This is a genomic window from Pseudomonas sp. GW821-FHT07B01, from assembly GCF_059419065.1.
The window spans coordinates 136,009-160,950 of record NZ_JBWKRA010000004.1 but is presented as its reverse complement, the minus strand read 5'-3'; the positions used below and the strand labels follow the sequence as shown (position 1 = coordinate 160,950).

Annotated in this window: 22 protein-coding genes; 15 read left to right on the top strand and 7 right to left on the bottom strand. The window is 59.8% G+C overall.

Features of this window, described 5'->3' with window-relative positions:
• The 3 genes from AC07S6_RS06525 to AC07S6_RS06515 all read right to left on the bottom strand — a co-directional run bounded on the left by AC07S6_RS06525 (nucleotide 1) and on the right by AC07S6_RS06515 (nucleotide 3,110).
• A complete protein-coding gene (locus tag AC07S6_RS06525) occupies nucleotides 1–921 on the bottom strand; it encodes an SPFH domain-containing protein (RefSeq protein ID WP_003195285.1) in 921 nt (306 codons plus the stop codon).
• 76 nt (nucleotides 922–997) lie between these two features.
• Nucleotides 998–2,692, bottom strand: a complete 1,695-nt coding sequence (locus AC07S6_RS06520; protein WP_495111948.1) for a GspE/PulE family protein — start codon at nucleotides 2,690–2,692, stop codon at nucleotides 998–1,000.
• 79 nt (nucleotides 2,693–2,771) lie between these two features.
• Nucleotides 2,772–3,110 (bottom strand): ACT-like domain-containing protein, encoded by a 339-nt coding sequence (locus tag AC07S6_RS06515; RefSeq protein ID WP_014720398.1) that lies wholly within the window; start codon nucleotides 3,108–3,110, stop codon nucleotides 2,772–2,774.
• Between the two features lie 127 nt (nucleotides 3,111–3,237).
• Between AC07S6_RS06515 and AC07S6_RS06510 the strand changes: the two genes are divergently transcribed.
• A complete protein-coding gene (locus AC07S6_RS06510; RefSeq protein ID WP_003195279.1) occupies nucleotides 3,238–3,708 on the top strand; it encodes an Lrp/AsnC family transcriptional regulator in 471 nt (156 codons plus the stop codon).
• 73 nt (nucleotides 3,709–3,781) lie between these two features.
• Here AC07S6_RS06510 and AC07S6_RS06505 read toward each other — a convergent pair whose 3' ends face one another.
• The gene (locus AC07S6_RS06505) at nucleotides 3,782–5,149 is read right to left on the bottom strand and encodes a CYTH domain-containing protein (RefSeq protein WP_020301821.1); all 1,368 of its coding nucleotides are present in this window, start codon (nucleotides 5,147–5,149) and stop codon (nucleotides 3,782–3,784) included.
• 158 nt (nucleotides 5,150–5,307) lie between these two features.
• Here AC07S6_RS06505 and argE point away from each other — a divergent pair, with 158 nt between their 5' ends.
• Both argE and argA read left to right on the top strand, forming a co-directional pair.
• A complete protein-coding gene (argE, locus tag AC07S6_RS06500) occupies nucleotides 5,308–6,456 on the top strand; it encodes an acetylornithine deacetylase (RefSeq protein ID WP_089041502.1) in 1,149 nt (382 codons plus the stop codon).
• A gap of 133 nt (nucleotides 6,457–6,589) precedes the next feature.
• Nucleotides 6,590–7,888, top strand: coding sequence for an amino-acid N-acetyltransferase (argA, locus tag AC07S6_RS06495; protein ID WP_003195273.1), 1,299 nt, complete (start codon nucleotides 6,590–6,592; stop codon nucleotides 7,886–7,888).
• A gap of 113 nt (nucleotides 7,889–8,001) precedes the next feature.
• Here argA and tauA read toward each other — a convergent pair whose 3' ends face one another.
• Nucleotides 8,002–8,988 carry a taurine ABC transporter substrate-binding protein gene (gene tauA / locus AC07S6_RS06490; protein ID WP_495111947.1) on the bottom strand — a complete coding sequence of 329 codons (987 nt, stop codon included), beginning with the start codon at nucleotides 8,986–8,988 and terminating at the stop codon, nucleotides 8,002–8,004.
• 370 nt (nucleotides 8,989–9,358) lie between these two features.
• Between tauA and AC07S6_RS06485 the strand changes: the two genes are divergently transcribed.
• The 8 genes from AC07S6_RS06485 (at nucleotide 9,359) to AC07S6_RS06450 (ending at nucleotide 16,601) form a co-directional block, all read left to right on the top strand.
• Nucleotides 9,359–10,702 (top strand): OprD family porin, encoded by a 1,344-nt coding sequence (locus tag AC07S6_RS06485; RefSeq protein WP_034128998.1) that lies wholly within the window; start codon nucleotides 9,359–9,361, stop codon nucleotides 10,700–10,702.
• 274 nt (nucleotides 10,703–10,976) lie between these two features.
• A complete protein-coding gene (locus tag AC07S6_RS06480) occupies nucleotides 10,977–11,615 on the top strand; it encodes a peroxiredoxin (protein WP_098950086.1) in 639 nt (212 codons plus the stop codon).
• Between the two features lie 318 nt (nucleotides 11,616–11,933).
• Nucleotides 11,934–12,527, top strand: coding sequence for an NADPH-dependent FMN reductase (gene ssuE, locus AC07S6_RS06475; RefSeq protein ID WP_014720392.1), 594 nt, complete (start codon nucleotides 11,934–11,936; stop codon nucleotides 12,525–12,527).
• 97 nt (nucleotides 12,528–12,624) lie between these two features.
• A complete protein-coding gene (locus AC07S6_RS06470) occupies nucleotides 12,625–13,593 on the top strand; it encodes a sulfonate ABC transporter substrate-binding protein (protein ID WP_060766859.1) in 969 nt (322 codons plus the stop codon).
• 26 nt (nucleotides 13,594–13,619) lie between these two features.
• Nucleotides 13,620–14,768 (top strand): FMNH2-dependent alkanesulfonate monooxygenase, encoded by a 1,149-nt coding sequence (gene ssuD, locus AC07S6_RS06465; protein ID WP_003195260.1) that lies wholly within the window; start codon nucleotides 13,620–13,622, stop codon nucleotides 14,766–14,768.
• A 9-nt stretch (nucleotides 14,769–14,777) separates the two neighbouring features.
• Nucleotides 14,778–15,563, top strand: a complete 786-nt coding sequence (ssuC, locus tag AC07S6_RS06460; RefSeq protein WP_003195258.1) for an aliphatic sulfonate ABC transporter permease SsuC — start codon at nucleotides 14,778–14,780, stop codon at nucleotides 15,561–15,563.
• Nucleotides 15,560–16,366: an aliphatic sulfonates ABC transporter ATP-binding protein gene (ssuB, locus tag AC07S6_RS06455; RefSeq protein WP_032902254.1), complete on the top strand. Its 807-nt coding sequence runs from the start codon at nucleotides 15,560–15,562 to the stop codon at nucleotides 16,364–16,366. The genes ssuC and ssuB overlap by 4 nt, the downstream gene beginning before the upstream one ends.
• A 19-nt stretch (nucleotides 16,367–16,385) precedes the next feature.
• Complete coding sequence (locus AC07S6_RS06450; RefSeq protein WP_003176783.1) at nucleotides 16,386–16,601, top strand: TOBE domain-containing protein; 216 nt, start codon at nucleotides 16,386–16,388, stop codon at nucleotides 16,599–16,601.
• Nucleotides 16,602–16,723: 122 nt separating this feature from the next.
• Here AC07S6_RS06450 and AC07S6_RS06445 read toward each other — a convergent pair whose 3' ends face one another.
• Nucleotides 16,724–17,353 carry a TetR/AcrR family transcriptional regulator gene (locus AC07S6_RS06445; RefSeq protein ID WP_490613502.1) on the bottom strand — a complete coding sequence of 210 codons (630 nt, stop codon included), beginning with the start codon at nucleotides 17,351–17,353 and terminating at the stop codon, nucleotides 16,724–16,726.
• 245 nt (nucleotides 17,354–17,598) lie between these two features.
• A complete protein-coding gene (locus tag AC07S6_RS06440; RefSeq protein WP_003195252.1) occupies nucleotides 17,599–18,975 on the bottom strand; it encodes a glutamine synthetase family protein in 1,377 nt (458 codons plus the stop codon).
• A gap of 597 nt (nucleotides 18,976–19,572) precedes the next feature.
• On the opposite strand from AC07S6_RS06440, the gene AC07S6_RS06435 reads away from it, so the two are divergent.
• The 4 genes from AC07S6_RS06435 (at nucleotide 19,573) to AC07S6_RS06420 (ending at nucleotide 24,938) form a co-directional block, all read left to right on the top strand.
• A complete protein-coding gene (locus AC07S6_RS06435; protein ID WP_003195249.1) occupies nucleotides 19,573–20,931 on the top strand; it encodes a glutamine synthetase family protein in 1,359 nt (452 codons plus the stop codon).
• Between the two features lie 57 nt (nucleotides 20,932–20,988).
• Nucleotides 20,989–22,353 (top strand): aspartate aminotransferase family protein, encoded by a 1,365-nt coding sequence (locus AC07S6_RS06430; RefSeq protein WP_014720386.1) that lies wholly within the window; start codon nucleotides 20,989–20,991, stop codon nucleotides 22,351–22,353.
• A gap of 183 nt (nucleotides 22,354–22,536) precedes the next feature.
• Nucleotides 22,537–23,631, top strand: coding sequence for a polyamine ABC transporter substrate-binding protein (locus tag AC07S6_RS06425; RefSeq protein ID WP_019817783.1), 1,095 nt, complete (start codon nucleotides 22,537–22,539; stop codon nucleotides 23,629–23,631).
• A 212-nt stretch (nucleotides 23,632–23,843) separates the two neighbouring features.
• Nucleotides 23,844–24,938, top strand: coding sequence for a polyamine ABC transporter substrate-binding protein (locus AC07S6_RS06420; protein WP_014720384.1), 1,095 nt, complete (start codon nucleotides 23,844–23,846; stop codon nucleotides 24,936–24,938).
• The last annotated feature ends 4 nt before the right edge of the window (nucleotides 24,939–24,942 follow it).

The window sequence follows — 24,942 nt, the reverse complement described above, 5'->3', positions numbered from 1 at the left end:
TCAGCCTTTCTGGTTGCCGAAGGTTGCCTTGACGATTTCGCCGATACCGCCCACGGCGCCAATCACCTGGCTGGCTTCCAGCGGCATCAGGATGACCTTGCTGTTGTTGGCCGAGGCGAGTTTGCCCAGGGCGTCGATGTATTTTTGCGCGACGAAGTAGTTCACCGCCTGCACATTGCCCGACGCAATAGCTTCGGACACCACTTGTGTCGCCCGCGCTTCGGCTTCGGCCTGGCGCTCGCGGGCCTCGGACTCCAGGAACGCTGCCTGGCGGCTGCCTTCGGCTTCAAGGATTTGCGCCTGCTTTTTGCCTTCCGCTGTCAGGATCGCCGACGCCCGCAGGCCTTCGGCTTCGAGGATCTGTGCGCGCTTGATCCGTTCGGCTTTCATTTGGCCGGACATGGCGGCCATCAGGTCGGCAGGCGGGCTGATATCCTTGATCTCGATACGGGTGATCTTGATGCCCCATGGCGCAGTGGCTTCATCCACGGTGCGCAGGAGTTTTTCGTTGATGCCGTCGCGCTGGCTCAGCATGGCGTCCAGTTCCATGGAGCCGAGTACGGTACGGATATTGGTCTGCAGCAGGTTGCGGATAGCATGTTCGAGGTTGTTGACCTCATAGGCGGCCTGGGCGGTGTTGACCACCTGGAAGAAGCACACGGCATCGATCTGCACGGTGGCATTGTCGGCGGTGATGACTTCTTGAGGCGGGATATCCAGCACGCTTTCCATCACGTTGATCTTGCGACCGATGCGGTCCATGACCGGGATGATGATATTCAGGCCGGGCTTGAGGGTGTTGGTGTAGCGGCCGAAACGCTCGACAGTCCATTGGTAGCCCTGGGGCACCACTTTGAACCCCATGAACAGAATGGCGATGGCCAAGCCCACGAAAAGAAGCAGTACGGTTCCGATCTGCATAGCGATTCCCTATCTGAAGGTGTCAGTGAATGACATTAGGCCGATTGTAACGGTCTGGTCACGGATAAGGACGGTTTCATGGCCCAACAAACAAAGGATTTGTTTCTGAATCCCCTGGCGTGACCCGCAACACCTCCGTCATCGTGGTCAGCCCGGCCTTCACTTTCTCGATGCCGGCCATGCGCAGGCTGCTCATGCCCTGCGCCAGTGCCCCACGGCGCAGGGTTTGTACGTCCGCGCCTGGAGTGACCAGCGCCTGGAGTGCCGGGTCCATGAGCATGATTTCATACAGTCCGGCCCGGCCTCGATAACCGCTGTCACGGCAGTGTGCACAGCCGACAGCTTCGTAGCCGCCATCGTCCTCCAGGCCCGCGGGGTGCTTGCAGTGGCTGCACAGAAGCCGCACCAGGCGCTGCGCCATCACACCTATGAGCGTGGCTTTGATCAAATAGTGAGCAACGCCCAGTTCCTGCAGGCGGCTGATGGCGCTGGGTGCATCGTTGGTGTGCAAGGTCGAGAAAACCAGGTGCCCGGTCAGCGCGGCCTGGATAGCCATCTCTGCGGTTTCCTGGTCGCGGATTTCGCCGATCATGATGATGTCCGGGTCCTGGCGCAGCAGGGCGCGGATGCCGCTGGCGAACGTGAGGTCGATGTTGTGCTGGACCTGCATCTGGTTGAAGGCCGGCTCGACCATTTCAATCGGGTCTTCCACCGTGCACAGGTTGACCTCGCGGGTCGCCAGTTGCCTGAGGGTGGTGTAGAGGGTGCTGGTCTTGCCTGAGCCGGTCGGGCCTGTGACGAGGATGATGCCGTGGGTGCGTCGCGTCATGGCGTGCCAGCGTTGCTGGTCGGCGCTGGACAAACCCAACTGGTCGAAATCCTTGAGCAGCACCTGTGGGTCGAAAATTCGCATCACCAGTTTTTCGCCGAATGCCGTGGGCAGGGTCGAAAGCCGCAATTCCACTTCGACACCCGCAGGGTTCCGGGTCTTGACGCGGCCATCCTGGGGTTTGCGTTTTTCGGCCACGTTCATTCGCCCCAGGCTTTTCAGGCGGCTGACCACGGCCATGGTGACCTGCGGGGGAAATTGATAGACGTCATGCAGCAGCCCATCAATGCGAAAGCGCACCCGACCCTGGTCGCGGCAGGGCTCGATATGGATGTCGCTGGCTCGTTGGCCAAAGGCGTATTGCAGCAGCCAGTCGACGATGTTGACGATATGCGCGTCGTTGGCGTCCGGCTCCTTGTCGCTGGCGCCGAGGCTGAGCAAGTCGACATTGCCAGGCGCCGTCATTTTTTGATCCGCACCGCTGACGGACTTGGCTAAACGATAAAACTCGTTGATACCGCGCTGGATATCGCTGGGGTTGGCAACCACGCGCTTGATCGTGCGTCTGAGCACCTGGGACAGTCCGGCTTCCCAGGTGGTGACATGGGGTTGGGCACTGGCGATCGTCACGCTGTGGGTATCGACGGCGACTGCAAGAATGCCGTGGCGCTGGGCAAAGGCGTGGGACATCAACGGCACCACGGCTGCCACATCAATCTTCAACGGGTCGATGCGCAGGTAAGGTTGGCCTACCTGCCGGGCCAGCCATTGGGTCAAGGCCTCCAGGCAAGGGCCCTGGGCTGCGATGCATTCCAAGGGATGCTGGCTGCCGGACGCTGGCGCCACCTTTTGCGCCGCCTGCGCCGTGATCAGCCCTTGCTCGACCAACGCCGGCAATAATTGCTGCAGTTCCAAGGGGTGATCGTGAGTGGCGCCGGGCATGCAGGTTTTCCTGGGGCGTGGGGGTAATCCCAGGCTAGCCAGCCGCTGAAGATCCTGCTGGCGCTTGTATTGCCGGTTTTTACTGCGCCATCGCCGCCAGCGCTTGAGGCCGCTCGGAATCAGCGGACCACAGTTCCAGGGTGCAGACGCTGATCAGGTTTCGAATCTTTTCACCGATCACCTGGGCGCGGTGCCAGCTCAGGCCGGTCATCACGATATCGATGCTCAGCAGGTCGGCTTCCCGGTTCATGCTGACCTGGGTGGGCGTGAGCAATTGCAGCGCGAAGTAGTTCAGCACCCGGCACAGCACGTCCGGTTCAGCCTCGGCGACGATGCGATAGTGCGCCTGGCAGTGGCTGCTATTGGCGGCCCACGCATCGACGCGGGTGGCGGGGTAGGCGGTTTCGACGGCATGCATGCTGACTCTCCAGTTTAGACTGGAGAAATTTTTACATTCGCCTGGGGAGATTTCTTATCTAAAATAAGCCTGTTTGGCGATAAATCGACCAGAACAATTCAAAATAAGCCTATTCATAGGTACTTTTATGCACAGTGAGTTGGACGCCTACGACCGCCGCATCCTGGCCTTGCTGCAAGAGGATGCCTCGCTCTCCAGTGCACAGATTGCCGAGCAGGTCGGCCTGTCGCAGTCGCCATGCTGGCGGCGTATTCAGCGGCTCAAGGAGGAGGGCGTGATCCGCGGCCAGGTCACCCTGCTGGACCGCAAGAAAATCGGGCTCAACACGCAGATTTTCGCCGAGGTCAAACTCAACGCCCACGGTCGCTCCAATTTCACCGAGTTCACCGAGGCGATTCGCGGGTTTCCGGAAGTGTTGGAGTGCTATGTGCTGATGGGGGCGGTGGATTTTCTGCTGCGTATCGTCACCTCGGATATCGAGGCGTACGAGCGGTTTTTCTTCGAGAAGTTGTCGATGGTGCCGGGGATTCAGGAGGTCAACTCGATTGTGGCGCTGTCGGAGATCAAGTCCACCACCAGCCTGCCAGTCTTGCGCTGACAGGGAGGGCCTCATCGCGGGCAAGCCCGCTCCCACAGCAAATGTGGGAGCGGGCTTGCCCGCGATAGCGATATTACAGGCGCAGAAGGGTCTTCCAGGCACGATTCTGATAAACCGCAATCGCCTGGTGCATACGCGCATCCAGCGATTCATCGGTAATCGGCTGGTTGGCCAGGTGCGCCAGCTTGTTCAGCTCGCCGTACAAGCGGTCCAGCTCAGGAATGTCCACCACATGGCGCGCATGGTGCAGCCAGGCCTGGATGCGTTCGATACGCGGCAGTTGCTCGGCCAGGTCTTCCGGCTGTTGCTGGTAGCGCTGCAGTTGCAGGGCGACGGCGTCGTCGGCCAACAGGCGTGGCAGCCAGTTGGTGATTTGCGCAGCGCCCTGGCGGTTGCCGCGCACGTTACGCTCGGCCGTCCAGGTACGGGCCAGCAGCCAGCGCGAGAGATTGAGTGAGAACAGGCCCCAGCGCACGTCTTGCAGCTCTTCGATGAACTGTTCCGGCGCGGCTTTGCGAATGTCTTCATCGTCGTCACCGGCCTGGACCAGCGGGCGCCAGTCTTCCAGCAACGCATCCAGGGCGCTGCGCAGTTCGCTGGTGGATTGGCGCGGCGCGGCCTGACCGAGGCTGCCGATCAGGGCGCGCAACTCGCCGAGGTTCTCGACCCAGTCCTGCAGCAGGCGCCAGTGGCCATTGAAGCGGTATTGCTCAGCCAGGCGCTGGCTGCTGCCCAGCAGGTGCCACAGGATCGCGGCGAAGGCGTCGTCCAATGGCATTTCGGCGTGGATCTGTGGCGCCGGCAGGCTCAGGGAGTAGCTGCTGGCGTCATACAGGCGATAGCCGCGTTCGGCCTTGCTGATGTCGCACGGCATCAGGGCCAGGGTTGCGGCCAGCTCGGCGGCCAGTTCCAGCAGGGCCGCCGGTTCGCCTTCGCGCAGTTCCAGTTCCAGCTCGCAGATTTCTTCTTTCTGCTTGCCGACCACCACATGGCCCAGGTCCAGGGCGGCTTCGATCACCACCTTGGCCTTGCCACGGCCCCAGGCGATCTCGGCGCGTTCACGCACGAAGTCGGTGGTGAAGATCGGCTTGAGGGTCTTTTTGTCCAGCTCGGCCAGTTGCTCGGGCCAGCACTCGCCATCGAGTTTCTTCACGTCGAGCTTGGCTTTGGGCAGGTCCCAGTTGTATTCGTTGCGTTCCGACAAGCCGGCGACGCTTTGGCCGCGGGTCTTGAGGGTCTGGATGATGTCGTCACCGTCCTTGCGCAGGCGCAGGGCAACCTTGGCCTGGGCCAGGTCACGCTCGGGGGTGTCGAAGTACTGGTTCATCAACTCACGGCGTTCCCAGCCACTTTTGTTGCGTTTTTTCAGTAACGGGTGCTCACGCAGCGCGGCGAGTGTTTCGCGGCTGACGCGTAGCTTGATTTCGGTTTCTTTCTGCATGGCCGGAAAATCCAGGATCGGGAGCGCAGCCGGGGAAAAGTGTGGCTGCCAAGGTCGTGCAGTGTACAGGACTGAGCCCGGCAACGTGCCGCAACGGTTTATTGTGTTGCGCAGATGCCTCTATAGTGAGGTTCATCCGGGAAGTTGGGAGACCGCGCATGCCGTTACCGTCCATGAAAGAGCAGTTCGCCGCCTTGATCGCCGCGCCGTCGGTGAGCTGCACCCAGGCGTCTCTCGACCAGAGCAATCGCCCGGTGATCGACCTGCTCGCCGCTTGGCTGGGCGACCTGGGCTTTGCCATCGATATCCAACCAGTCAGCCCCGGCAAGTTCAACCTGTTGGCCAGTTTCGGCAGCGGCCCCGGTGGCTTGGTGTTGGCGGGGCATAGCGATACCGTGCCGTATGACGCGGCGCTGTGGAACACCGACCCGCTCAAGCTGACGGAAGTCGATGGTCGCTGGGTAGGGCTGGGCAGTTGTGACATGAAGGGGTTCTTCGCACTGGTTATCGACGCGGTGTTGCCGCTACTGGACCAACCCTTCAAGCAACCGCTGTTGATCCTGGCCACCTGTGATGAGGAAAGCTCTATGTCCGGTGCCCGTGCGCTGGCCGAGGCGGGGCGCCCATTAGGTCGTGCAGCTGTGATCGGCGAGCCGACCGGGCTCAAGCCGATCCGCCTGCACAAGGGCGTGATGATGGAACGCATCGAGATCCTCGGGCGCAGTGGCCACTCGTCGGACCCCAGCCTGGGCCATAGCGCCCTGGAAGCCATGCATGACGCCATCGGCGAACTGCGCGGCCTGCGCCTGGCCTGGCAGCGCGAGTACCGCAACGCGCAATTCAGCGTGCCGCAGCCGACGATGAACTTCGGCTGCATTCACGGCGGCGACAACCCCAACCGCATCTGCGGCCAGTGCTCCCTGGAGTTCGACCTGCGACCCCTGCCGGGCATGGACCCCGAGGTGCTGCGCGCCGCGATCCGCCAGAAGCTCGAACCCCTGGCCGAGCGGCATAAGGTCAAGATCGACTACGCGCCGTTGTTCCCCGAAGTGCCACCCTTTGAGCAGCCCGAAGACGCCGAGTTGGTGCGGGTGGCGGAGCGTTTGACCGGTCATCGTGCCGAAGCAGTAGCGTTCGGCACCGAAGCGCCTTATCTTCAGCGCCTTGGTTGCGAAACCCTGGTGCTCGGCCCTGGCGACATTGCCTGCGCCCACCAGCCTGGCGAGTACCTTGAAATGTCACGCTTGACGCCTACAGTGCGTCTATTGCGGGAACTGATCGAACACTACTGCCTGAAACCTGCATAAATTAACCCCTGCCCATTCGTACATAAGGAGAGTGAGCGTGTCGCCAAGCCTGTTCCGACGATAACCATCAGCCGCTGTGCGCTTTCACGATCGATCCTTTATTTGGCTGCTTTTTATTACAGGCCCAGGTGTTATGCCCGAATACGTCAACTGGCTTCGTCACGCTTCGCCCTACATCAACGCCCACCGCGACTGCACCTTTGTGGTCATGCTGCCCGGCGATGGTGTGGACCACCCCAACTTCGGCAATATCGTCCACGACCTGGTGCTGCTTCATAGCCTGGGTGTGCGCTTGGTGCTGGTGCATGGCTCGCGCCCGCAAATCGAAACCCGCCTTGAAGCACGCGGCCTTACCCCGGCTTACCACGAAGGCTTGCGCATCACCGATGCCGCGACGCTGGAGTGTGTGATCGACGCGGTGGGCCATCTGCGTATTGCCATCGAGGCGCGCTTGTCCATGGACATGGCGTCCTCGCCGATGCAGGGCTCGCGCCTGCGTGTGGCCAGCGGCAACCTGGTCACCGCACGGCCAATCGGCGTGCTTGAAGGCGTGGACTACCACCACACCGGCGAAGTGCGCCGGGTCGACCGCAAGGGCATCAACCGCCTGTTGGATGAGCGCTCTATCGTGCTGCTGTCGCCGTTGGGGTATTCGCCCACCGGCGAGATCTTCAACCTGGCCTGCGAAGACGTCGCCACCCGCGCCGCCATCGACCTGGGCGCCGACAAGTTGCTGCTGTTTGGCGCCGATCCCGGTCTGATCGATGAGAACGGCCGCCTGGTGCGTGAATTGCGCCCACAGCAAGTACCCGCGCACCTGCAGCGCCTGGGCAGCAACTATCAAGCCGAACTGCTCGATGCCGCTGCCGAAGCCTGCCGGGGTGGAGTAGGGCGCAGCCATATCGTCAGCTACGCCGAAGATGGCGCCTTGCTCACCGAGCTGTTTACCCGCGACGGCGGCGGTACGCTGGTGGCCCAGGAGCAATTCGAACTGGTGCGCGAAGCGGCGATCGAAGACGTCGGCGGTTTGCTGGACCTGATCAGCCCGCTGGAAGAGCAGGGCATTCTGGTGCGCCGTTCGCGGGAAGTGCTGGAGCGTGAGATCGAACAGTTCAGCGTGGTCGAGCGCGAAGGCATGATCATCGCCTGCGCGGCGCTCTATCAGATCGCGGATTCGGATGCGGGGGAGTTGGCGTGCCTGGCAGTGAACCCGGAGTACCGCCACGGCGCGCGAGGCGATGTATTGCTCGAACGCATCCAGACCCGGGCACGCGCCCAGGGCTTGAAAACCCTCTTTGTACTCACCACCCGTACGGCCCACTGGTTCCGCGAACGCGGCTTTGTACCCAGCAGCGTGGACCGCCTGCCGTCGGCGCGGGCGTCGCTGTACAACTATCAGCGCAACTCCAAGATCTTTGAAAAGGCCCTGTAAAAGAGTACGGCTCTGTGTGGGAGCTGGCTTGCCTGCGATAGCGGCGCCTCGGTTTAACTGCAGGACCGAGTTGCTGGCATCGCAGGCAAGCCAGCTCCCACCAAAGACTGTATTTATTGTGTGACGAATTTGTCGGTCACATAGGCCGAATAATCCGGCAGCACCGTCTCCACCTTCCCCTGTTCCTTCAGGAACTTCGCCGTTTCCTCAATCGCCTTCGCCGTGCCGCCCTTGAGCAGCGCAGCGGTTTGCTGTGCCTGCGCATCCGGAAACGTCGTACCGGCCAACAGTTCCGGAATGTCGTCGGCATTTGAACCTGTCAATTTGGCGATTTTCTGCACTGGCTCGGAATCCACCGTCCAGCTGTCTTTGTGGGCGGCATAGTCGGCAAAGGCATCTAGGGTAACTTTGGCGAACTTGGCCACTACGTCAGGATGTTTTTGCGCAAAATCCTTGCGCGCCACCCACACCTCAAACGTCGGTGCGCCCCATTGGCCCACCTGCGCCGCGTCTGTCAGGGTTTTTCCGGTCTTGCGGATTTCGCCCAGGGCCGGTGACCACACAAAAGCTCCATCAATATCGCCACGCTTCCAGGCGGCGGCGATTTCGGCCGGTTGCAGGTTCACCACTTTGACTTGTTTGGTGTCCAGCCCCCAGTGTTTCAGCGCGCCGAGCAGGCTGTAATGGGAGGTGGAGACGAAGGGCGTGGCGATGGTTTTGCCGATCAGGTCCTGGGGTTTATCGATGCCACTGCCGTTGCGCACCACCAGGGCTTCAGAAGCGTTGATCTGTGCCGATACGATAAACGCCACAATTGGCAGGTTGCGCGAGGCCGCCGCCGCGAGCGGGCTGGAGCCGAGGTTGCCGATTTGTACATCACCCGAAGCGATGGCCGTGACCACCTCTGGCCCGCTGTTGAAGCGGCGCCAGGCGATTTTTTCGCCGATGGCTTTTTCGTACAGGCCGTCGGCCTGGGGAACCTTGCTGGGATCGATGCCGGTCTGGTAGCCCACCGTCAGGTCGGCGGCGTTGACACCAAAAGAAAGTAATAGCGATACAAAAACTGTAACAAATTGACGGGAGGATGTGCGTTTGGCCATGATGGCGTCGCCTTTTTGATCGTGAGTGACGTATGCAACCGTACGGCAACACTAATCGATCTAAAAAAGCACCAGTAAATACCCTTTAGGAATTAGCTTATGAAGCGGCGCGTCTATCCTGACCGACCAGCTTCACGGAAAGTCTTATTCCTGGATCGTATGAAAAAGAATGAAATAATTCTTTTTGGGTGTATGAAAAACTCATTACCCTGCAGGGACCAAATCAACTGCGATTAGACGAAGGTAGTAGACACACAAGGTTACGATTGACTTGGTGGTCACTATCTGGCGCTAATCGCGCATCTGTGGATCGAGGGCGTCAGACCCGAGACCAAAGAAATACAAAAATTAGAAATGAGAGGAGCGGTACATGAAGAAGTCCACCTTGGCTGTGGCTGTAACGTTGGGCGCAATCGCCCAGCAAGCAGGCGCTGCCGGTTTCATCGAAGACAGCAAGGCCACACTGGGCCTGCGTAACTTCTACATCAACACCGATAACCGCGAAGGCACGGCCAACCCGAGCCGCAACGAAGAATGGGGCCAAGGCTTCGATCTGCGTTTCATCTCCGGTTACACCCAAGGCACCGTCGGCTTCGGTCTGGACGCTATCGGCCTGCTGGGTGTTCGCCTGGATTCCGGCGGTGGCACCAACGGCGCGACTGCCAGCTCCTACGGCGGCACGATCTTCCCGAGCAAGTCCAATGGCGAAGCCGTTGATAACTACTCCAGCCTGGGCCTGACTGCCAAAGCCAAGATCTCTCAAACCGAACTGAAGCTGGGTACCTTGCAGCCCAAGCTGCCGGTCATCGTCACCAACGATGGTCGTATGCTGCCGCAAACCTTCCAGGGTGGCCAGATCACCTCCAGCGATATCAAGGACCTGACCCTGGTTGCTGGCCAGATCGAAAAGGCCAAGGGCCGTAACTCCAGCAACAACGAAAGCCTGTCCATCTCCGGCGCCAACAGCCGTGGTGTGAACTGGCGTTCGAGCAACAAGTTCTACTACGCCGGTGGCGACTACAAGATCACCAAGGATCTGACCGCCCAGTACTACTACGGCAACCTGGAAGATTTCTACAAGCAACACTTCCTGGGCCTGACCCACAACTGGGCCATTGGTCCTGGCGTGCTGAAGTCTGACCTGCGCTACTTCAACAGCTCCGACGATGGTAACAACGGCAACCAGTCCGCTTACTTCTCGACGGGCAACTACAGCGGCGTGAACTCCGGCCGTGGCAAAGTCGACAACAACCTGTACAGCGGCCTGTTCCTGTACTCGGTTGCCGGCCACACCTTCGGTGGCGGTTACCAGGTCAGCAACGGCAGCAGCGACTTCCCTTGGCTGAACCAGGGTGACGGCTCGTCGGCTTACATCACCACCGACATGCAGATCCAGAAGTTCGCCCGTGCCGGCGAGCGCACCTGGCAAGCTCGCTACTCCTACGACTTCGCCAAAGTCGGCGTGCCTGGCCTGACCGCCGGTGTGGTTTACCTGAAAGGTGATCATATCGACACCGTCGCCAGCAACCGTACCGAGTTCACCGGCCAGTCCGAGTGGGAACGTGACATCACTGTTGCCTACGTCGTACCGGAAGGTCCGCTGAAAAACGTCGGCGTGGCGTGGAAAAACGCTATGTGGCGCAGCGACATCGCCAACGCGCGTAACCAGGACGAAAACCGCTTGATCGTCAGCTACTCGATCCCGCTGTTGTAAGACTGTAAAACCTTGCCCGGCGCAATGCCGGGCAAGGTGTCTTGCTGTTCAAGTCGGGCTCAACCCCCGCAAGCCCTTCCTGAGTTCCTCTTTTTTGCAGCGTCTCAAGGCCTTCTCGAACCTTGTAAGCGATGTTGGCCTCAGGCCGTTCCCAAGTCCAATGAACTGATTTTTAATATTCCTTTATCGTCTAGATAAATCGATATTTATTCTTTTTAAATCAGCAAAAATCCATGCACAGTGGGCTCCATAAGCACTCACCAGGAGCCATACCATGAGCCTAAGACTGGGCGATATCGCCCCCGACTTCGAGCAGGATTCCAGCGCCGGCAAGATTCGTTTCCACGAATGGCTGGGCGACAGCTGGGGTGTGTTGTTTTCCCACCCTGCGGACTTTACGCCGGTGTGCACCACCGAACTGGGTTTCACCGCCAAGCTCAAGGATGAATTCGCCAAGCGTGGCGTCAAGGCCATCGCCCTGTCGGTAGACCCGGTGGACTCGCATCACAAATGGATCGACGACATCAACGAGACCCAGAACACCGTGGTCAACTTCCCGATCCTGGCCGATGCAGACCGCAAGGTCTCGGACCTCTACGACCTGATCCACCCGAATGCCAGCGATACCCTTACCGTGCGCTCCTTGTTCGTGATCGACCCGAACAAGAAGATTCGCCTGACCATCACCTACCCGGCCAGCACCGGGCGTAATTTCCATGAAATCCTGCGGGTGATCGACTCCCTGCAACTGACCGACAACCACAAAGTGGCGACGCCGGCCAACTGGCAGGATGGGGATGAGGTGGTGATCGTGCCGTCACTCAAGGACGAGGAAGAGATCAAGAAACGCTTTCCCAAGGGCTATCGCGCGGTGAAGCCGTACCTGCGTCTTACCCCACAACCCAATCGTTAAGGCTGATATCGCCAGCGCGGGCAAGCCCGGCTCCCACAGTTGACCGCATTCCCCTGTGGGAGCGGGGCTTGCCCGCGATGGCGGCCTCATGAACAGCACAGGCTTCAAGTTGCAAACCGTCTCACACAGCAGGGGTTTTCAGGCCGTTTCGACGGCCTTTTTTTTCGCCTGGCGATTGGTTAAACGCTTATGTATTTATGGAATAAACAAATGAATAAATAAGATTTATAGATATATAAATCTGCTGATAAGGTCTATCCCATCTTGGCGCCATCGCCGTACAGCGAACCGCCGACACTTGCTCAAGGAATCTCCTGCATGCTGGTCGTAACACTTGGAGGCAGTCCCAGCCAGCGTTCCCGCTCCGGGGTCTTGCTGGATAAAACCCGTCAGTGGCTGCAACAGCAGGGCGTGGAAGTGGTGAGTTACCAGGTACGGGACTTCCCGGCTGAAGACTTGCTGCACGCACGCTTCGACAGCCCCAAGGTCATTGACCTGCTGCAACAAGTCGCCAATGCCGACGGCCTGGTGATCGCCACGCCGGTGTACAAGGCGTCGTTTTCCGGGGCGTTGAAAACCGTACTGGACCTGCTGCCGGAGCGTGCGCTGGCCCATAAGGTGGTGTTGCCGATGGCGACCGGCGGCAGCATTGCCCACATGCTGGCGGTGGACTACGCCCTGAAGCCGGTGCTGTCGGCCCTCAAGGCCCAGGAATTGCTCCACGGTATTTTTGCCGAAGACAGCCAGATCGCCTATGGCGAGGGCAGTGTCCAGGCGCAGTTGGTGCCGGTACTCGAACAGCGTCTGCACGAAGCCCTGGAGCAGCTCTACAGCGCCATGGCGCGCCGGCCAAAACCGCTGGACCCTGACGTATTGAATGAACGTTTGTTGAGTGCTCGCTGGAGCATTTGAGCCTCACCCCAGAAACCTGGAAACACTCACCTTACTCAGCCGACAACGGCCAAGCAGGTGCAGCCAAAACCTTAATCGCACAGTTGGAGAGAGCGCCATGCGCACTGTCATCTTGCGTCGTGGTCTGGTCGCACTCTTTGCTGCGGCTGTGTCCTTCGGCGCCATCGTTCAAGCCCAAGCCGCCGAGACCTTGCGGATCGGTTATCAGAAGTACGGCACCCTGGTGCTGCTCAAGGCCAAGGGCACCCTGGAAAAGCGCTTGGCCGACCAAGGCGTGCAGGTGCAGTGGACCGAGTTTCCCGGTGGCCCGCAATTGCTCGAGGGCCTGAACGTCGGCTCCATCGACTTCGGCGTTACTGGCGAAACCCCACCGGTGTTTGCCCAGGCGGCTGGCGCCGATCTGCTCTACGTCGCCTACGAACCACCCGCGCCTACCAGCGAAGCGATCCTGGTGCCCAATGACTCGCCGATCAAATCGGTGGCCGAGCTCAAGGGTAAAAAGGTCGTGCTCAACAAAGGCTCCAACGTGCACTACCTGCTAGTGCGTGCCCTGGAAGATGCCGGCCTCAACTACACCGACGTAAAGACCGTGTTCCTGCCCCCCGCCGATGCCCGTGCTGCGTTCGAGCGTGGCAGCGTGGACGCCTGGGTGATCTGGGACCCGTACCAGGCCGCCGCCGAGAAGCAACTACAAGCGCGCACCCTGCGAGACGGCACCGGGATTGCCGACAACCATCAGTTTTACCTGGCCACCAAACCCTACGCCGAACAGCACCCGCAAGTGATCAAGGCGTTGGTGGAAGAGGTGCGTGCGGTAGGCGAATGGTCCAAGGCCAACCCGCAGGAAGTGACTGAGCAGGTCGCCCCACTGCTCGGCCTGCCGGCAGATATCACCCTCACATCGGTGAAACGCCAGGGCTACGGCGCGCTGTTCCTGACCCCGGAAGTGGTCGCCGCCCAGCAGAAAATCGCAGACACCTTCTACCAACTCAAATTGATCCCCAAGCCCTTGAGCATCAAGGACGTGATCTGGACGCCACCCGCCGCGGTTGCCAAAGCGCCGTAATCCGACTTCATTCAGGAGACAACTCCATGAGCCTCAATATTTTCTGGTTCCTGCCCACCCACGGCGACGGTCATTACCTTGGCACCGCCGAAGGCGCCCGCGCTGTCGACCACGGTTACTTGCAACAAGTGGCTCAGGCTGCTGACCGCCTGGGTTTCGGCGGGGTGTTGATCCCTACGGGTCGCTCTTGCGAAGACTCGTGGTTGGTGGCCGCCTCGCTGATCCCCGTGACCCAGCGCTTGAAATTCCTGGTTGCCCTGCGCCCTGGGATCATCTCCCCGACCGTGGCCGCGCGTCAGGCCGCGACCCTGGATCGCCTGTCTGGTGGCCGTGCGCTGTTCAACCTGGTCACCGGTGGCGATCCGGAAGAACTGGCTGGCGACGGATTGTTCTTGAGCCATGAAGAACGCTACCAGGCGTCGGTGGAATTCACCCGCATCTGGCGCCGTGTGCTGGAAGGCGAGACCGTGGACTACGACGGCGAGCACATCAGCGTCAAAGGCGCAAAATTGCTCTACCCACCGATTCAACAACCACGCCCGCCGCTGTATTTCGGAGGTTCCTCCGAAGCCGCCCAGGACCTTGCGGCCGAACAGGTCGAGATGGTGCTGACCTGGGGCGAGCCGCCGGCAGCCGTTGCGGAAAAGATCGCGCAGGTACGCGCCAAGGCTGCAAAACTGGGACGCACGGTGCGCTTTGGCATTCGCTTGCATGTAATCGTGCGCGAAACCAACGACGAAGCCTGGAAAGCCGCCGACAAACTGATCTCCCACCTGGACGACGAGACCATCGCCCGCGCCCAGGCGTCCTTGGCGCGCTTCGATTCGGTGGGCCAGCAACGCATGGCAGCCTTGCATGGTGGTAGCCGTGACAACCTGGAAGTCAGCCCCAACCTGTGGGCCGGCGTCGGCCTGGTACGTGGCGGCGCAGGGACGGCGCTGGTGGGCGATGGCCCCACGGTTGCGGCACGGGTCAAGGAGTATGCGGACCTGGGTATCGATACCTTTATCTTCTCCGGTTATCCACACCTGGAAGAGTCGTATCGGGTCGCCGAGCTGTTGTTCCCGCACCTGGATATCGAACGTCCCGAGCTGCCCAAAAGCGCCGGCTACGTCAGCCCGTTTGGCGAGATGGTTGCCAACGACATCCTTCCCAAAGCTGCGTCACAGAGCTGAGGCGCCGTTATGGACTTGGAAAAAATCAGCCATCGCGTGGCGCCCTGGGTGCTGCCGATCTTATTGCTGGCGGTGTGGCAGTTGTCGGTGTCGGCGGGTTGGTTGTCGACGCGCATTCTGCCAGCGCCGAGTGCAGTGATCGAAGCCGGGGTGAACCTGGTGGTCAGCGGCGAAATCTGGACGCACCTGGCCATCAGCGGCTGGCGCGCCGGCCTGGGCTTTGTGATCGGAGGCAGCATCGGTCTGGCCCTGGGCTTTATCACCGGCTTGTCGAAGTGGGGCGAGCGCTTGCTCGACAGCTCCGTGCAGATGATCCGCAACGTGCCGCACCTGGCGCTGATTCCGCTGGTGATCCTGTGGTTCGGCATTGATGAGACCGCGAAAATTTTCCTGGTGGCCCTGGGGACCTTGTTCCCGATCTACCTGAACACTTACCACGGCATTCGCAATGTCGACCCGGCATTGGTGGAGATGTCGCGCAGCTATGGCTTGTCCGGTTTCAGCCTGTTCTGGCAAGTGATTCTGCCGGGCGCGCTGCCGTCGATCCTGGTGGGGGTGCGCTTCGCCCTGGGCTTCATGTGGCTGACGCTGATCGTGGCGGAAACCATTTCGGCAAGTTCCGGCATCGGTTACCTGGCGATGAATGCCCGTGAATTCCTGCAAACCGACGTGGTGGTACTGGCCATCGTCATGTACGCCATCCTCGGCAAACTGGCCGACCTGGCAGCCCGTGGGCTGGAACGTGTGTGGCTGCGCTGGCACCCGGCGTATCAAGTCAAAGGAGGTGCAGCATGACGGCCCAACAACCTCCGCGTCTGTTGAAGGGTATCCCACTGGCGGTGCGCAAATTGCGCAAGGCCTTTGGTACCCGCGAAGTGCTCAAAGAGATTGACCTGCATATTCCCGCGGGGCAGTTCGTGGCTGTGGTCGGCCGCAGCGGTTGCGGCAAAAGTACCTTGCTGCGCCTGTTGGCGGGGCTGGACAAAGCCAGTGGCGGCGAGCTGCTGGCCGGCTCCGCGCCACTGCACGAAGCGATTGAAGATACACGGTTGATGTTCCAGGAAGCGCGTTTGCTGCCCTGGAAAAAGATCATCGATAACGTCGGCCTCGGCCTCAAGGGCGACTGGCGGCCCAAAGCGCTGGATGCGCTGGAAGCGGTTGGCCTGGCCGAGCGCGCCAATGAATGGCCGGCGGCGTTGTCCGGTGGCCAGAAACAGCGCGTGGCACTCGCACGGGCGTTGATCCATCAGCCGCGCCTGTTGCTGCTCGATGAGCCGCTGGGCGCACTGGATGCCCTGACCCGCATCGAGATGCAGCAACTGATCGAAAACCTGTGGCGCAAGCACGGTTTCACGGTGTTGCTGGTGACCCACGACGTCAGCGAAGCCGTGGCGATTGCCGACCGCGTGATTCTGATTGAAAACGGGGAAATCGGCCTCGACCTGAACATCGACCTGCCACGCCCACGGGCCCGTGGCTCACACCGCCTGGCCGCGCTGGAAGCCGAAGTGCTCAACCGCGTGCTGTCGCTACCCGGTTCCCCACCGGAACCCGAACCTGTTTCACCGCTGCCGACGCAATTGCGTTGGGCTCAATAACTCACACAGGAAAAACACCATGACTATTAAAGCCATCAACGTGCGTAACCAGTTCAAAGGCACCATCAAGGAAATCGTGGTTGGCGACGTGCTGTCGGAAATTGACGTGCAGACCGCGTCCGGCATTGTCACCTCGGTGATCACCACGCGTTCGGTCAAGGAGTTGGAGCTGGTGATCGGCAGTGAAGTGATTGCCTTTGTGAAATCCACTGAGGTGTCGATTGCCAAGTTGTGATAACGCCACTGATCGTTCCCACGCTCTGCGTGGGAATGCCGCCTGGGGCGCTCCGCGTCCCGCTGTGCCAAAGGTGACGCAGAGCGCCACGGGATGTATTCCCACGCAGAGCGTGGGAACGATCAGCGCTTGGGCAGATAGGCCGGCAAATAAAGCCCCACATACGCGTCAAACACCCGCATCCCTTCCTCCGCCATGCGCGGCGTAATCAGCCCATGCTGATGCACCGAGCGCGCGTACACGCGGTCGCTCAACTCCAATGCCAGGGCAAACACGTCCACATCGCTCGGTAGCATTGGCACTTCAAAGTGGCGATTGAACACCGCCAGCATCAAGTCGCCCAATTCCAGATCATGCTGGCGATCGGCCTGGGTCACTTCGGTCAACCCGTGCTGAGCCAGGATCAACTGGCGCGCCGCGGCATCGTTGCTGTAGATGCTGAGCATGCGTTGTTCAACGATGTAGGACAGGTCCCGCCAATGCTTGAGCGATTCATGCTCGATGGGTGCCTGGATGGCGGCGCGAAAGGCTGCGTGAACGTCAGCGGTCAACGCCTCCAGCAACGCCGGCACACTGGCGAAAAAGTGGTACACCGATGACGGTGGTATCTGTGCTCGTTCGGCCACGCTGTAGATCGACAAACTGGCCACACCTTCGGCGGCCAGCAAGGTGCGGGCGGCGTCGAGGATCGCATCGATCCGGGCCTGGCTGCGGGCGCGGGGTTTGCGAGGGGCGGCGGGGCGGGTGGTCATGGATGTCTCCTACAAGGCAGCGGGCATTGTATGAGCAGGAAGGTGTGTTGTCTGCCAGGCCGCTATCGCAGCGATGCGGCGACCCGACAAGCCAGCTCCCACAATGGAACGCATTTCAAGGTTGGAACGCGATCAAATGTGGGAGCTGGCTTGCCTGCGATGAGGCCAACCCGGTTTCCCAAAATAAACCCATAAAAAAACGCCACTGACCAAAATCAGCGGCGTTCTTTTATTGCAGCAACCGCTTACACGGTATGCAGGTACCAGTTGTACTCAAGGTCGGAGATGGAGTGTTCAAACTCCTCCAGCTCACTTTCCTTACAGGCGACGAAGATATCGATGTATTTAGGATCGATGTACTTGGCCATCACCTCGCTGTCGTCCAACTCACGCAGGGCATCGCGCAGGTTGTTCGGCAGGCTCTGCTCGTTCTGCTCGTAGCTGTTGCCTTCCACCGGAGCGTTCGGCTCGATCTTGTTGGTCAGGCCGTGGTGTACGCCCGCCAATACCGAGGCCATCAGCAGGTAAGGGTTGGCATCGGCGCCAGCCACACGGTGTTCGATACGCACGGCATCGGACGAGCCGGTGGGTACGCGAATCGCCACGGTGCGGTTATCCAGGCCCCAGCACGGCGAGTTCGGCACGTAGAACTGTGCGCCGAAACGACGGTAGGAGTTGACGTTGGGGCACAGGAACGCCATTTGGGCGGGCAGGGTCTCCAGCACACCGCCGATCGCGTGACGCAATGCGGCGTTCTGCTCGGGATCCTCGCTGGCAAAGATGTTCTTGCCGTCCTTGTCCAGAATGGAGATGTGCACGTGCAAACCGTTGCCTGCCTGGCCTGGGTAAGGCTTGGCCATGAAGGTGGTGTCCATCTCATGGTCGTAGGCGATGTTCTTGATCAGGCGCTTGAGCAGTACCGCGTAATCGCAGGCCTTGATCGGGTCGGCAACGTGGTGCAGGTTCACTTCGAACTGCGCCGGGGCACTTTCCTTGACGATGGCGTCCGCCGGGATGCCTTGCTCCTTGGCACCTTCCAGAATGTCCTGGAGGCAGTCGACGTATTCGTCGAGGTCGTCGATCAGGTAGACCTGTGTCGAGTGCGGGCGTTTGCCGGAGATCGGCGAGCGGGGCGGTTGTGGGCGGCCGTTCACGTTCTCCTGGTCGATCAGGTAGAACTCAAGCTCGAAGGCGGCGCAGATGGTCAGACCGAGGTCGTCAAACTTGGTAACAACTTGGCGGAGCACTTCGCGCGGATCGGCGAAGAAAGGTTCACCTTCAAGTTCGTGCATGGTCATCAGCAGTTGCGCGGTAGGGCGCTTTTGCCAGGGTTCATTGCACAGGGTGTCGGGGATTGGATAACAGATTCGGTCAGCATCACCGATGTCCAGGCCCAGGCCGGTGCTTTCCACCGTAGAGCCGTTGATATCCAGGGCAAATAAAGAGGCAGGCAGGTTAATGCCCTTCTCGTAAACCTTGTGGAGGCTGGTGCGTTCGATGCGCTTACCGCGCACCACACCATTCATATCCGCAATTAGAAGGTCTACGTACAGAACCTCAGGATGATCCTTAAGGAACGCGTTCGCTTCGTTAAGCTGAACGGCACGCGGGGGTACCGACATGATGCAACACCTTTGTTGTTAAAAATATCAATCATTGATCTTTTCTGGTTTCAGTCAACCCGAACGGCCTGCCGAAGTCAAGCGAGGCATTTTTTGCCCTAAAAAAGCGCCGTGGAGCCTTTTTTGCGGGGTTTTGGGGCGGTTTTTTGGGTTTTAGGGGCTTGGGACCTGCAGGCTTGAGCGGGCCGTGTAGGATTTTTTACGGGGGTGTTGTGTAAAAAAATGAACAAGGCTAAGCTCGATTCAAACCCATAACAGCAATAATACCGGGGTGCTTCATGTTTCACCTGCCGCCAATCGGCGTCTGCGCCTGCTCCAGCCAGGCTTTGTCCGCAGCTCGTTCGCCCCGTGTGAATGCCCAGGCACCGGCCAATATTCTTGACGGCCCGGCCGATCTCCTTTTTGCCATCTCCGACGCCACTGAGCGACCCTCATCCGCCGTGCCGATCATAATTGCGCACAACTTTGGCCTGAGGAATGCAACCCATGGGCAAATGGCAGGTAAGCTCCTACCCTGAATGAAAAAACGACGCGGATGCTGCGTCAACCAACGCCTGGCCTTTAATGGATGCCAGGAAACCCAGCCCAGAGGCATTTATGAGTAACAACCTCGACCAGCTCACCGATTGGTTGAAAGACCACAAGATCACAGAAGTCGAATGCATGATTGGCGACCTCACCGGTATTACCCGAGGCAAGATCTCGCCGACCAACAAGTTCATTGCCGAAAAAGGCATGCGCCTGCCCGAGAGTGTTCTGTTGCAGACCGTGACCGGCGACTATGTCGAAGACGACATCTATTACGAATTGCTCGACCCGGCCGACATCGACATGATCTGCCGCCCCGACCAGAACGCGGTATTCCTGGTGCCCTGGGCCATCGAGCCGACTGCCCAGGTGATCCACGACACCTACGACAAGCAAGGCAACCCGATCGAGCTGTCGCCGCGCAACGTGCTCAAGAAAGTCCTCAAGCTCTACTCCGACCGCGGCTGGCAGCCCATCGTGGCGCCGGAGATGGAGTTCTACCTGACCAAGCGCTGCGAAGACCCGGACTTCCCGCTGCAACCGCCGATTGGCCGCTCCGGCCGCCCGGAAACCGGTCGCCAGTCCTTCTCTATAGAAGCAGCCAACGAATTCGACCCGCTGTTCGAAGACGTCTACGACTGGTGCGAACTGCAGGAACTGGACCTCGACACCCTGATCCACGAGGACGGCACCGCGCAGATGGAAATCAACTTCCGTCACGGCGATGCCCTGTCTCTGGCCGACCAGATCCTGGTGTTCAAGCGCACCATGCGCGAAGCCGCGCTCAAGCACGACGTGGCCGCCACCTTCATGGCCAAGCCCATGACCGGCGAGCCCGGCAGCGCGATGCACCTGCACCAGAGCATCATCGACATTGCCACCGGCAAGAACGTCTTCTCCAATGAAGACGGGACCATGAGCCAACTGTTCCTCAACCATATTGGCGGCCTGCAGAAGTTCATCCCTGAATTGCTGCCTTTATTCGCCCCCAACGTGAACTCGTTCCGCCGCTTCCTGCCCGATACCTCGGCGCCGGTGAACGTGGAATGGGGCGAAGAAAACCGCACCGTCGGCCTGCGCGTACCGGATGCCGGCCCGCAGAACCGCCGCGTGGAAAACCGCCTGCCGGGCGCCGACGCCAACCCGTACCTGGCGATTGCCGCCAGCCTGTTGTGCGGCTACATCGGCATGGTCGAAGGCCATAACCCGAGCGCGCCGGTGGTGGGCCGTGGTTACGAGCGACGCAACCTGCGCCTGCCGTTGACCATCGAAGACGCCCTGGAACGCATGGAAAACAGCAAGACCATCGAGAAATACCTGGGGCAAAAATTCATCACGGGCTACGTCGCGGTCAAGCGGGCCGAGCATGAAAACTTCAAGCGCGTGATCAGTTCGTGGGAGCGGGAATTCCTGCTCTTCGCCGTCTGATGCGCCGGGCGCGCCTTTTAAATGGCGCGCCTTCACTGAAAAGTCTAGGAGATTGGTATGTCCAGCAACAACCCGCAAACCCGTGAATGGCAAGCCTTGAGCAATGATCACCACCTGGCGCCGTTCAGCGACTTCAAGCAATTGAAAGAGAAAGGCCCAAGGATCATCACCAAAGCCCACGGTGTTTACCTGTGGGACAGCGAAGGCAACAAGATCCTCGACGGCATGGCCGGCCTGTGGTGCGTGGCGATCGGTTACGGTCGCGATGAACTGGCCGATGCCGCCGCCAAGCAGATGAAAGAACTGCCGTACTACAACCTGTTCTTCCAGACCGCACACCCACCGGTATTGGAGTTGGCCAAGGTCATTTCCGATGTCGCGCCGGCTGGCATGAACCACGTGTTCTTCACCGGCTCTGGCTCCGAAGGCAACGACACCATGTTGCGCATGGTCCGCCACTACTGGGCGATCAAGGGCCAGCCCAACAAGAAAACCATCATTGCCCGCAAGAATGGCTACCACGGCTCTACCGTGGCCGGCGCCAGCCTGGGCGGCATGACCTATATGCACGAGCAGGGCGACTTGCCGATCCCGGGCATTACCCACATCGCTCAGCCGTACTGGTTTGGCGAAGGCGGCGACATGAGCCCCGAGGAATTCGGTGTGTGGGCCGCCAACCAGTTGGAAGAGAAAATCCTGGAGCTGGGCGTGGACAACGTCGGCGCCTTTATTGCCGAGCCGATCCAGGGTGCCGGTGGCGTGATCGTGCCGCCTGCCACGTACTGGCCGCGCATCAAGGAAATCCTCGCCAAGTACGACATCCTGTTTGTCGCCGACGAAGTAATCTGCGGCTTCGGCCGTACCGGTGAGTGGTTCGGTAGCGATTTCTACGACCTCAAGCCGCACATGATGACCATCGCCAAGGGCCTGACCTCGGGCTACGTGCCCATGGGCGGCCTGATCGTGCGTGACGAAGTGGTGGCGGTGCTCAACGAAGGGGGCGATTTCAACCACGGCTTTACCTACTCCGGCCACCCGGTGGCCGCGGCCGTGGCGCTGGAAAACATCCGCATCCTGCGCGATGAAAAAATCGTTAACCGTGTGCACGACGAAACGGCACCGTATTTGCAGAAACGTCTGAGGGAACTGGGCGATCATCCGCTGGTGGGTGAAGTACGCGGCGTCGGTATGCTCGGTGCGATCGAGCTGGTGCAGGACAAGGCGACGCGCAAGCGTCACGAAGGCAAAGGCGCCGGCATGATCTGCCGAACCTTCTGCTTTGAAAATGGCCTGATCATGCGCGCCGTGGGCGACACCATGATCATTTCGCCGCCACTGGTCATCAGCAAGGCTGAAATCGACGAGCTGGTCACCAAGGCCCGCCATTGCCTGGACCTGACTTTGGCTGCCTTGCAGGGCTAAGTGCTAGGCTCAGTGCGCGGTGCACTGGGCAGTTAAAAATGCAGGGGCTTTGGTTGAAAGCCGGCCCCTGAACTTGCCAGACTGTCGCCCTGTTTTGTTGCCCTTCGGTTGGGCCGTAAAACATACAACGCTTGTGGCCCAAAAAAGAAAAAATTGGAGCATCACCAAATGAAGGCATTAGGTTTGAAGAACGCTGGCAAGACTCTCCTCGCCTTGTCCCTGATGGGCGCAATGGCGGGCGCGGCCCAGGCAGACAATAAAGTGCTGCACGTTTACAACTGGTCCGACTACATTGCACCGGACACCATCGCCAACTTTGAAAAAGAGTCGGGCATCAAAGTGGTGTACGACGTTTTTGACAGCAACGAAACCCTGGAAGCCAAGTTGTTGGCAGGCAAGTCCGGCTACGACATCGTCGTGCCGTCGAACAGCTTCCTCGCCAAGCAGATCAAGGCCGGTGTCTACCAGGAGCTGGACAAGTCCAAGCTGTCCAACTACGGCAACCTGAACAAATCCCTGCTCAAGGCCGTATCGGTCAGCGACCCGGACAACAAGCACGCCTTCCCGTACATGTGGGGCTCGATGGGCATCGGCTACAACCCGGAGAAGGTCAAGGCCGCACTGGGCGTGGACAAGATCGACTCGTGGGACGTACTGATGAAGCCGGAAAACATCGCCAAGCTGAAAAGCTGCGGCGTGAGCTTCCTCGATTCGCCAACCGAAATGCTGCCGGTAGCGCTGCATTACCTGGGCCTGCCGACCGACACTACGAAGAAGGCTGATCTGAAACAGGCCGAAGACCTGTTCATGAAAATCCGTCCTTCGATCGGCTACTTCCACTCCTCCAAGTACATCTCCGACCTGGCCAACGGCAACATCTGCGTGGCTGTGGGCTACTCGGGTGACATCGAACAGGCCAAAACCCGCGCGGCTGAAGCCGGTGGCAAGGTCAAGATCGCCTACGACATTCCCAAGGAAGGTGCTGGCAGCTTCTTCGACATGGTCGCCATTCCCAAGGATGCCGAAAACGTCGAGGCTGCCTACGCATTCATGAACTACCTGCTCAAGCCAGACGTCATGGCCGCGATCACCAACAGTGTGCGTTTCCCGAACGGTAACGAGAAAGCCACTGCCCTGGTCGATAAAGACATCACCAGCGACCCGGGTATTTATCCGTCGGCCGAAGTGCAATCCAAGCTCTACGCCATTGCCGACATGCCAGCGGCAACTCAGCGTGAAATGACCCGTAGCTGGACCAAGATCAAATCGGGCAAGTAAGCCTCAAAACCTGTGGGAGGGGGCTTGCCCCCGATGACGGAGTGTCAGTCGGCGATTCTCTCGGATGGTGCATCGCCATCGGGGGCAAGCCCCCTCCCACAAATTAGATCAAAGAAAGTTTTGCCGGATCGGTTTATCGACGGTAAGTTGCGCGCCGGTTTTGTTGCCGGGCAACAACTTCAAGGCCCCCAACTATTCAAGAGGACCTCCACTTGCCAATTTCTTTATTTCGCAAAGCCATGCTGGTGGGTGCAGGTATCACGCTGGCTGCCAGCGTACAGGCCGCACCGACGGTGCATATTTATAACTGGTCGGACTACATCGGCCCCGACACCCTGGCCAACTTCGAAAAGGCCAGCGGTATCAAGCCTGTGTATGACGTGTTTGACTCCAACGAAACCCTGGAAGGCAAGTTGCTCGCCGGGCGCACCGGCTACGACGTGGTGGTGCCGTCCAACCATTTCCTGGGCAAGCAGATCAAGGCCGGGGCATTCCAGAAGCTCGACAAGTCACTGCTGACAAACTACGCCAACCTCGACCCGGTGCTGCTCAAGCGCCTGGAAAAGAACGACCCGGGCAACCAGTACGCGGTGCCGTACCTGTGGGGCACCAATGGCATTGGCTACAACGTCGACAAGGTCAAGGAAGTGCTGGGGGTCGACAAGATCGACTCCTGGGCCGTGTTGTTCGAACCGGAAAACATGAAGAAGTTGGCCACTTGCGGCGTGTCGTTCATGGACTCGGCCGATGAAATGCTGCCCGCAGTACTCAACTACATGGGCCTGGACCCCAACAGCACCAACCCGGCCGACTACAAGAAGGCCGAGGAAAAACTGCTGAAAGTGCGGCCCTACGTGACCTACTTCCATTCCTCCAAATACATTTCGGACCTGGCCAACGGCAACATCTGCGTGGCGGCCGGTTTCTCCGGCGATGTGTTCCAGGCCAAGGCCCGTGCGGCGGAGGCGGGCAAAGGCGTGAACATCGCCTACACGATTCCCAAAGAAGGCGGCAACCTGTGGTTCGACGTGCTGGCGATTCCCAAGGATGCCAGCAACGTCAAGGAAGCCCATGCCTTCATCAACTATTTGCTGCAGCCTGAGGTGATCGCTCAGGTCAGCGATCAAGTCGGTTACGCCAACCCTAACCCAGGGGCGGACAAACTGATGGAGCAATCGATACGCACCGACGCAGCGGTTTACCCACCGCAGGCGGTTCTCGAGCGGACATTCGTCAACTTTGAGCTACCCCCGAAAGTGCAGCGTTTAATGACCCGTAGCTGGACCAAGGTCAAGACGGGCAAGTAAGGCT

Bases quoted from the DNA above. Each gene is read 5' to 3' on its own strand.
- AC07S6_RS06510 (WP_003195279.1), top strand. From the start codon at position 3,238: ATGCACAGTGAGTTGGACGCCTACGACCGCCGCATCCTGGCCTTGCTG.
- AC07S6_RS06520 (WP_495111948.1), bottom strand. From the start codon at position 2,692: ATGCCCGGCGCCACTCACGATCACCCCTTGGAACTGCAGCAATTATTG.
- AC07S6_RS06505 (WP_020301821.1), bottom strand. From the start codon at position 5,149: ATGCAGAAAGAAACCGAAATCAAGCTACGCGTCAGCCGCGAAACACTC.
- AC07S6_RS06515 (WP_014720398.1), bottom strand. From the start codon at position 3,110: ATGCATGCCGTCGAAACCGCCTACCCCGCCACCCGCGTCGATGCGTGG.
- ssuB (WP_032902254.1), top strand. From the start codon at position 15,560: ATGACGGCCCAACAACCTCCGCGTCTGTTGAAGGGTATCCCACTGGCG.
- AC07S6_RS06435 (WP_003195249.1), top strand. From the start codon at position 19,573: ATGAGTAACAACCTCGACCAGCTCACCGATTGGTTGAAAGACCACAAG.
- AC07S6_RS06485 (WP_034128998.1), top strand. From the start codon at position 9,359: ATGAAGAAGTCCACCTTGGCTGTGGCTGTAACGTTGGGCGCAATCGCC.
- AC07S6_RS06440 (WP_003195252.1), bottom strand. From the start codon at position 18,975: ATGTCGGTACCCCCGCGTGCCGTTCAGCTTAACGAAGCGAACGCGTTC.
- AC07S6_RS06480 (WP_098950086.1), top strand. From the start codon at position 10,977: ATGAGCCTAAGACTGGGCGATATCGCCCCCGACTTCGAGCAGGATTCC.
- argA (WP_003195273.1), top strand. From the start codon at position 6,590: ATGCCCGAATACGTCAACTGGCTTCGTCACGCTTCGCCCTACATCAAC.
- AC07S6_RS06470 (WP_060766859.1), top strand. From the start codon at position 12,625: ATGCGCACTGTCATCTTGCGTCGTGGTCTGGTCGCACTCTTTGCTGCG.
- AC07S6_RS06450 (WP_003176783.1), top strand. From the start codon at position 16,386: ATGACTATTAAAGCCATCAACGTGCGTAACCAGTTCAAAGGCACCATC.
- argE (WP_089041502.1), top strand. From the start codon at position 5,308: ATGCCGTTACCGTCCATGAAAGAGCAGTTCGCCGCCTTGATCGCCGCG.
- ssuE (WP_014720392.1), top strand. From the start codon at position 11,934: ATGCTGGTCGTAACACTTGGAGGCAGTCCCAGCCAGCGTTCCCGCTCC.
- ssuD (WP_003195260.1), top strand. From the start codon at position 13,620: ATGAGCCTCAATATTTTCTGGTTCCTGCCCACCCACGGCGACGGTCAT.
- AC07S6_RS06525 (WP_003195285.1), bottom strand. From the start codon at position 921: ATGCAGATCGGAACCGTACTGCTTCTTTTCGTGGGCTTGGCCATCGCC.
- tauA (WP_495111947.1), bottom strand. From the start codon at position 8,988: ATGGCCAAACGCACATCCTCCCGTCAATTTGTTACAGTTTTTGTATCG.
- ssuC (WP_003195258.1), top strand. From the start codon at position 14,778: ATGGACTTGGAAAAAATCAGCCATCGCGTGGCGCCCTGGGTGCTGCCG.
- AC07S6_RS06445 (WP_490613502.1), bottom strand. From the start codon at position 17,353: ATGACCACCCGCCCCGCCGCCCCTCGCAAACCCCGCGCCCGCAGCCAG.
- AC07S6_RS06430 (WP_014720386.1), top strand. From the start codon at position 20,989: ATGTCCAGCAACAACCCGCAAACCCGTGAATGGCAAGCCTTGAGCAAT.